We start from the raw sequence: 7,732 nt of genomic DNA on the forward strand, positions 1-7,732 counted from the left end.
GGAATTGCGGGGAAAGGAACTTTCCCTCGAGACCGGCGTCATGGCGAAACAGGCATCGGGCTCGGTGTTCCTCCGCTTCGGCGACATCACCATTCTCTCAACGGCCGTCGTCGATAAAGAGACCGACCTCTCGCTCGATTTCTTCCCGCTCACCGTCAACTACAATGAAAAATACTATGCCGGCGGAAAGATACCCGGCGGATTCCTCAAACGCGAAGGGCGCCCGCGCGACCGCGAAGTGCTCACCTCTCGCATCATCGACCGCCCGATACGCCCGCTTTTCCCGGACGGTTTCCGCAATGAAGTGCAGGTAGTGCCGACATTGTTCTCGACCGACCAGAAACAGTCGGGCGACGTGCTCGCCATACTCGCGGCAAGCGCATCGCTCATGATATCGCCCATCCCGTTCGACGGCCCGGTGGCCGGCGTACGCGTGGGTTACATCAACGGCGAATTCATCATCAATCCGACATACAAAGAACTTGAAGAAAGCCTCCTTGACATCATCGTCGTGGGATCCAAGGATTCGATAACGATGATCGAAGGCGAGGCGAAGGAAGTGACCGAGGACGTGTTCATACGCGCCGTCGAGCACGCGCATAAGGCGATACAGCCGCTCCTTTCCATGCAGATAGAGCTTGCGAAGAAGCTCAACGTCAAGAAAAACGAATACCCGCTCTTCAAGGTCGACGAAGACCTCAAGAAAAAGATATTCGCGTTCGCCCAGGATAAAGTCGCCAAGGCGAGCAGCTGCAAGGATAAAATGCAGCGCTATGCACAGCTCGATGCGGTAAAGGAAGAAGTGAAGGCGCATCTCGGCGAAATACCCGAGGATAAAAAGTCGCATATCGGCATGATACTTTCTCAGATAGAGGAAGAGGTCGTCCGCAAGGATATCGTCAATGCGGGCAAGCGCCCGGATGGACGTAAGCTCGACGAGATACGGAATCTCGACATACAGGCTCGGGTGCTGCCCCGCGTGCACGGCTCGGCCCTTTTCACGCGCGGCCAGACGCAGAGCCTTGCCGTCGTCACGCTCGGCTCCCCCAAGGACGCGCAGCTCATCGACGACGTCGACGAACGCGGCGACAAATCATTCATGCTCCAGTACAATTTCCCGCCGTTCTCGGTGGGCGAAACGGGACGCATGGGTTCGCCCGGACGGCGCGAAATAGGCCACGGCAATCTCGCCGAGCGTTCCTTCCATGCCGTCATGCCGACGGTTGATTTCCCGTACACGGTACGTATCGTCTCCGAGATACTCGAATCGAACGGCTCATCGTCGATGGCGACCATATGCGCATCGTCGCTCGCGCTCCTTGACTCCGGTGTGAAACTCAAATCGAACGTAGCCGGTATCGCCATGGGGCTTGCAACATTCGAAGGAAAGCACAAGGTGCTAACCGACATCCAGGGTGTGGAAGATCATCTCGGCGACATGGACTTCAAGGTAGCCGGCACGAAAGAAGGCATCACCGCATTCCAGCTTGATATCAAGCTTACCGGCATATCCACCGCGATACTGACCGAAGCGCTTGAGCAGGCAAAGAAGGCGAGGCTTTTCATCCTTGAGCACATGGACAAAGTGCTTTCACAAGCCGGCGAAATGGCCCCTACCGCGCCGAAGCTTACCAAGGTGAGCATCAACCCCGAGCGCATCAAGGACCTCATCGGACCCGGCGGGAAGAACATCAAAGGCATTACCGAAGCGACCGGCAGCGATGTCGACATACAGGACGACGGTACGGTCACGATATTCGCCAAGGACGACGAATGGCTCAAGATGACGCTCGATATGATCGGCGGGCTTACCAAGGAACCCGAGATCGGCACCATCTATGAAGGCCCGGTGAAAGGCATAAAGGACTTCGGCGTATTCGTCGAGATAATGCCCGGCATCGAAGGGATGTGCCATATATCGGAACTCGCCGAGAATCGCATCGAGGATATTTACTCGCATATCAAGCTCGGCGACAGGCTCAAAGTGAAAGTGATGGATTCGGGCGGCGGAAAAATATCGCTCAGCCATAAGGCGACGCTCCCGGGCTTTGAGGACTACAAAGGCAGCTCCGATCGTGAAGGACGCGGCGGTGGCGGCGGTGGTTTCGGTGGCGGGCGCGACCGTGGACCTCGCGGCGGCGGCGGTGGTTTCGGCGGCGGGCGCGACCGTGGACCTCGCGGCGGCGGCGGTGGTTTCGGCGGCGGACGCGATCGCCGGTAAACGAACATAGACAATAAAAAAAGCGGCGGGGCTATTCCTTTCGGGGAATGACCTCGCCGCTTTGTATTATCGGTGTCCTGCTACAGTTTCACTTTCACTCCGCCGTATATCGAAAGCCCGGGGCTCGCATATCCCGTCGCCTCCTGATACTGCTGATTGAGAAGATTCTCACCGCGGAGGGAAAGCTCCCAGCGGTCAATGATCCAGGTAAGCGCTGCGTCAAGTTTGTAATACTGCGCAAGCGTTTTTGCAGCACCGGCATCCGGCCGCTCGCCGACATAGGTGAATGTCACGCTCCCGAAACCGATGTTCGTGAGCGTCCCGACGACGCCGATGGACGCTTTATGTGCCGGTATGCGGTCCGACTTCCTGCCCGCTGCGGCATCGGCGCTGTCCGTATACGTGTACGCCGCCTGAAACGCTATCTCCTCTCGGGGCGAGAAGGTACACATCGTCTCAACACCGCGGCTTATCGCGGAGAGCACGTTCTCGAATTTGAATGTCGCCAGATTGTACTGAATCATATTGCTGCTCGCCGTGTAGAAGTACGTCGCCTCAACGGACAGCATCCGCCCGAGCTCCTGATGAACGCCGGCATCGACGCTCCAGAGGGATTCCGGCTTCAGATTCGTGTTCCCGCCCCATGCGGTATTGTACAGCTGCCACGACGTAGGCGCCTTGAAACCGGTGGCGAAATTCCCCTTGACCGTAAGGCCGATGTTCGAGACGACAACGGCAAGCGATGTCTTCCACGTAAGGGCACCCCCGAAGTCCGCGCTGTAATCGTATCGAATGCCGGAGGTATTATTGAAAATACCCCAGAGCGTGAGATGGTTCTGCGCATAGCCGCTTATCGTACGCTGATAATGCGGGGACAGTTCGCTCTCCGAGTAGAATCCGAAGTACCCTTTATCGAAGGTGTGCAGCCTGTCGATGAGGCCGCTCGCCCCGACCGTCAGTATATCGACATTCGCGAAATTCAGGTCGTTCTGCCAATCGATGCGCAGCGCCTGCCCGTAGTTCACATACCAGTAGCTCGTGTTCTCGTTCGAATCGGCAAGGTCATCGCCCTCGTTCCTGCTGTAGACATAACCGACCTTTATCGAATGGCCCCAGAGATCGTTGAAGCGCTGGGCATATCCGAGCGATGCTATGAGGCGTTCGTCGAGATTGATGTAGTTCGGGTCGTCGGCATACCCGCCGTCGTCGATGGATGTCCGCGCATGGGTATAATGCAGCGAGCCGAATAGCCGCACCGTATCGAACGGCTTATATTCCGCGCGCGACACTATCGTCGTAAGATAGTACGGATCGCTCTCGGCAACGCCGTTGGTCACGACCGCTTTCGATACGCCCTCGGTACGCAGATGCGAGCCGCCGCAGGAGAACGACACATCGCCTATCCTCCCGCTGTAGTCGAGCGCGCCGCGGAACGTCGCGAAACTGCCGCCCTCAAGCGACACGGTCGTCTGCGGGGCTCCCTTGCCTTTCTTCGTGATGATGTTTATCACACCGGACATCGCGTCCGATCCGTAGAGCGTGCTCTGCGGTCCGCGTATTATCTCGATGCGTTCGATGCCGTCGACCGGTACATGCGCAAAACCGAAGGAGTGGTCGGACGTCGCCGCACTGTTCGCCGCGATACCGTCTATCATGACGAGCACGCGCGAGGAACCGAGCCCGCGCAGGAATATCGACGCCGTCGAACCAAAACCGCCGTTCTGTGATGCTGTGATGCCGGCCACGGTACGCAACGCGCCCTGCACCTCCTTTGCGCCGGACTTTTTAATGTCATCGGCGGTGATCACGGTAACGCTCGATCCCACCTGCGATCGCGGCGTTTCGATACGGTTCGCGGTGACGACGACATCGGCGCCTTCCGTATCGGCTTTAACCGCCGGCACAGCAGTCGATGCTGCAGCGGCATTGGTGACAGTATTCGTAGTCATGAGCGAAGTCTTGTTCGTTGTCTGAGCTGTCAGCGTTATTGAAGCTGATGCAATGATGAGAGAGATGAGAATTCTGGTTTTCATTTTTTTTCCTTGTTTTGTTTTTTCTGGGAGCAACCCCTATCCCCGCCCTTCGGGCACCCCTTTCCCCTTCTTAGAGAGGAAAGGGGTAAATTCCTGCTATCCTGTCTTTTCCAAAACCATAACGGCCTCCTTATACCTTCGAGAGGTTTTTATTTTCGAACGCGCGTTGAGGTCTTCTGGCTTGCCGCATCCTGCGCCGCCTTCTCATCCGTTCATGGACAATGGCGTTTGGCGCGGATCATCGCGGTTTACAGCTGCGGGTCAGCGCCCGATTCTCACGGGCTTCCCTCGCTTCGCGCGTTATTCGCTACTCTTTATTCGTCACTCCTGCCGATTCAAACGATGCCATATCCCGCATTATCGCGCATGCTGCATCGATTATCGGGATGGCTAATGCCGCGCCGGTACCTTCACCTAAACGCAAGCTGAAGTCGAGGAGCGGCGACACGCCCATTTTTTTGAGCGCAAGCGTCTGTCCTTTCTCGACGGAGCGGTGTGCGCAAAAAAGATAATCGCTCACCGAGGGATTGAACGTATGGGCGATCAGCCCCCCAGCTGTTGAGATGATGCCGTCAAGCACCACCGGCACGCGATGCGCTGCCGCAGCAAGCACACAGCCGGCGATGCCCGCTATCTCAAAGCCGCCGACCTTCATGAGAACATCAAGCGCGTTTTTCGGGTCGGGCGATCTTTCCGATAGCGAGCGTTCGATGATATCGATCTTGTTCGACAGCCCCTTGTCGTCGATGCCGGTGCCGCGCCCGGTAACGTCCGCAGCGGATGCGCCGGTTATCGTCGCTATTATCGCTGACGCCGATGTCGTATTGCCGATGCCCATATCCCCGACGCCGACAATGCCGAATTTTTTCGCATTGTACGCATCGATGAATACCGCGATACCGTTCTCGATCGCACGAGCGGCTTCCACCTCGCTCATGGCGTTCTCGCGGAGGAAGTTCTTCGTGCCCTTAGCGACCTTCCTGTCGATAAGTCCATGTGCGCTTTTGAAATCGAAATTCACACCCATATCAACGATGCCGATATCGATGCCGGCGTGACGGCAAAGTACATTTATCGCGGCGCCGCCAGCGAGAAAGTTCATGACCATCTGCGGTGTTACCGCTGCGGGGAATGCAGATACACCCTCGGCGGTGATACCGTGATCGCCCGCGAACACGAACATGCGGCGGCCGTTGATCACCGGATCGAGCGAATTCTGTATCGAGGACATTTTGAGCGCGATATCCTCCAGTACGCCGAGCGATCCGACAGGTTTCGTCTTGAAGTCGATCTTGTGTTTCGCTTTTTCAGCGAGTACGGCACCCGCTGGCGAGATCTTTGAGAGGCATTCGTTGAGTTTCATATCACTCCCTTGTTATTTTTTTTCCGCAGCGGAGGGGTGTCCCCAATCCCCGCCTTATCGAGGGGGAAGTCGAGTGATGACCCCGTCTGCGGATTTTTTTCATATGCGATCCTTGCATCCTCATCCCCCGGCACCACGAACACGTACGGCTTCTTCGATATCGGGTTCTCTTTCACGATGACAACGGTGTCGTATACCGCCTCGACGGTCTGATAAGTAAGCACTGATGACGGCTCACCCTCGGCAATAACGCGCCCGCCCTTCATGAGCACGAGATTATCGCAGTATTCGGATGCGAGGTTAAGGTCATGTATCGTCATAATGATGGTAAGGTTAAGTTCGCGCTTGAGCCTTCGTATACGATCGAGAAGTTTCACCTGATGAGTGATATCGAGATGCGATGTCGGTTCATCGAGAAGGAGGATCGACGGCTCCTGCGCGAGCGCGCGGGCTATCGATGCAAGCTGCCGCTCACCGCCGCTCATCGCGGAGAGATAGTGTTCCGCATGACAGTCAACACCGGTGAGCTTCATGTATCGCTCGGCTATCGCCCTGTCGCGGGCTGTCTCGAAGAACTGCATCGGCTTCATATGCGGCATGCGCCCGAGGAGGACGAAATCGCGTACCGATATCGATTCGGCGCTCACTTCCTGCGACACGACGGCGATGATGCGCGCGAGCGAGCGCTGGTCGATTGCGGAAAGCGGCGTATCATTGATGATAACGGCACCGCTCTTCACCGTAAGCGAGCGGCTTATCGTCCGTAAGAGCGTCGTCTTGCCGGAGCCATTGGGCCCGATGATGCCCGTAATGCTGTTCTGAGGGATCGCCGTGTTCACCGCAATGGAGAACCCGTCGTCATACCCCGCTGCGACATTCTGTAATGTAACAGCCGTCATATCGTCTTCTTCCCCGAGAGCAGGATGATGAACAGTACACCCCCGGCGATACCGGTGATGACACCGACAGGCAGTTCGAGCGGTGCGATGATGATGCGCGCTACCGTATCGGACAGCATGAGGAAGGCGGCACCCGAAAGGAAGGACGCGATAAGCAGCACGCGGTGATCGTACCCGACGATGCGCCTCATGAAATGCGGCATGAGAAGTCCCACGAAACCGATGACGCCGGCCACCGCCACCGCTATGCCGGTCAGGAGCGATGCTATGATGAAGAGCGCACGTTTCGTGAATTCGATGTTCACGCCGAGATGGAGCGCATCCTCTTCACCGAGATGAAGCGCGTTGAGGTCCCGTGCGAAAACGAGCGATGCGATAAGCCCGATCACTGCCGCAGCGAGCGCTATGCCGATGAGCGCGCTGTTCGTCCGGTCGAGCGAGCCCATGGTCCAGAATATTATCCCCTGCAGATCGTCGCTTTTCGCAAGCGCCATGAAAAGCATGATGAGCGATGACACGACGAAGCTTATCATGACGCCGGTAAGGAGCAGTCCCTGGATGCGGATGACGCCGCGCCGCAAACTTACCGTATACAGAAGGAATACGACGGCCAATGCGCCGAGAAAGCCGGCCGCCGGCAGCGCATATGCACCGAACGTGCGCGAAAGGCCGAGGACTATGCTCACGCACACTGCCAGCGCCGCGCCTCCGGAAATGCCGAGCGTATACGGCTCCACGAGCGGGTTACGGAACATCCCCTGCAGGATGACGCCTGAAATGGAAAGACTGCCGCCCACGGCAAAAGCAAGGAGCATGCGCGGAAGCCGAATACCGAGAATGATGGAGCGATCGATGGAATCTGCGGAAAAGAGTATCGACGGTATCGATAGGAATGGGATATGCGTCGAGCCTGTGACAAGCGATATGATCGCGATGACCACAAGCGCAGCACAAAGCACCGCGCACACAAGGATCCAGGACACTGTTCTTTGCATCGTCTATTTCGCCCCGCCATGAATGAGCTTCGCGATGGACTTGACCGCTGACGGGAAGGCCGCAACCGTCGTGCTGCAGATGCCGTACGGCTCGATTATATGAATGGCATTGCTTCTCACCGCGGCGAGCGACATGTGCATTCTCCATCGACGTGCCTCGTCACCGCCGGCAATACCCATGTCCGCGATGATGATCACATCGGGGTCAAGCGCTACGGCCG

Annotated in this window: 6 protein-coding genes and 1 riboswitch; of the genes, 1 reads left to right on the forward strand and 5 read right to left on the reverse strand. The window is 57.2% G+C overall.

Annotated elements, in window-relative coordinates; genetic code table 11:
• Window positions 1-4 precede the first annotated feature (4 nt).
• The gene (gene pnp / locus AABZ39_12980) at window positions 5-2,221 is read left to right on the forward strand and encodes a polyribonucleotide nucleotidyltransferase (protein ID MEK6795687.1); all 2,217 of its coding nucleotides are present in this window, start codon (window positions 5-7) and stop codon (window positions 2,219-2,221) included.
• An 80-nt stretch (window positions 2,222-2,301) separates the two neighbouring features.
• Here the strand turns inward: pnp and AABZ39_12985 are convergent, their stop codons facing one another.
• The 5 genes from AABZ39_12985 to AABZ39_13005 form a co-directional block, all read right to left on the reverse strand.
• A complete protein-coding gene (locus tag AABZ39_12985; protein MEK6795688.1) occupies window positions 2,302-4,254 on the reverse strand; it encodes a TonB-dependent receptor in 1,953 nt (650 codons plus the stop codon).
• A 169-nt stretch (window positions 4,255-4,423) separates the two neighbouring features.
• Window positions 4,424-4,543, reverse strand: a riboswitch (cobalamin riboswitch).
• A gap of 18 nt (window positions 4,544-4,561) precedes the next feature.
• Complete coding sequence (gene cobT / locus AABZ39_12990) at window positions 4,562-5,617, reverse strand: nicotinate-nucleotide--dimethylbenzimidazole phosphoribosyltransferase (protein ID MEK6795689.1); 1,056 nt, start codon at window positions 5,615-5,617, stop codon at window positions 4,562-4,564.
• Window positions 5,614-6,516 carry an ABC transporter ATP-binding protein gene (locus AABZ39_12995; protein ID MEK6795690.1) on the reverse strand — a complete coding sequence of 301 codons (903 nt, stop codon included), beginning with the start codon at window positions 6,514-6,516 and terminating at the stop codon, window positions 5,614-5,616. Before AABZ39_12995 ends, cobT begins: the two co-directional genes overlap by 4 nt.
• A complete protein-coding gene (locus tag AABZ39_13000) occupies window positions 6,513-7,511 on the reverse strand; it encodes an iron ABC transporter permease (GenBank protein ID MEK6795691.1) in 999 nt (332 codons plus the stop codon). The genes AABZ39_12995 and AABZ39_13000 overlap by 4 nt, the downstream gene beginning before the upstream one ends.
• A 3-nt stretch (window positions 7,512-7,514) precedes the next feature.
• Window positions 7,515-7,732 (reverse strand): ABC transporter substrate-binding protein (locus AABZ39_13005; protein ID MEK6795692.1); only part of this gene is annotated, 218 nt, incomplete at its 5' end.

Source organism: Spirochaetota bacterium, assembly GCA_038043445.1.
Lineage (GTDB): Bacteria > Spirochaetota > Brachyspiria > Brachyspirales > JACRPF01 > JBBTBY01.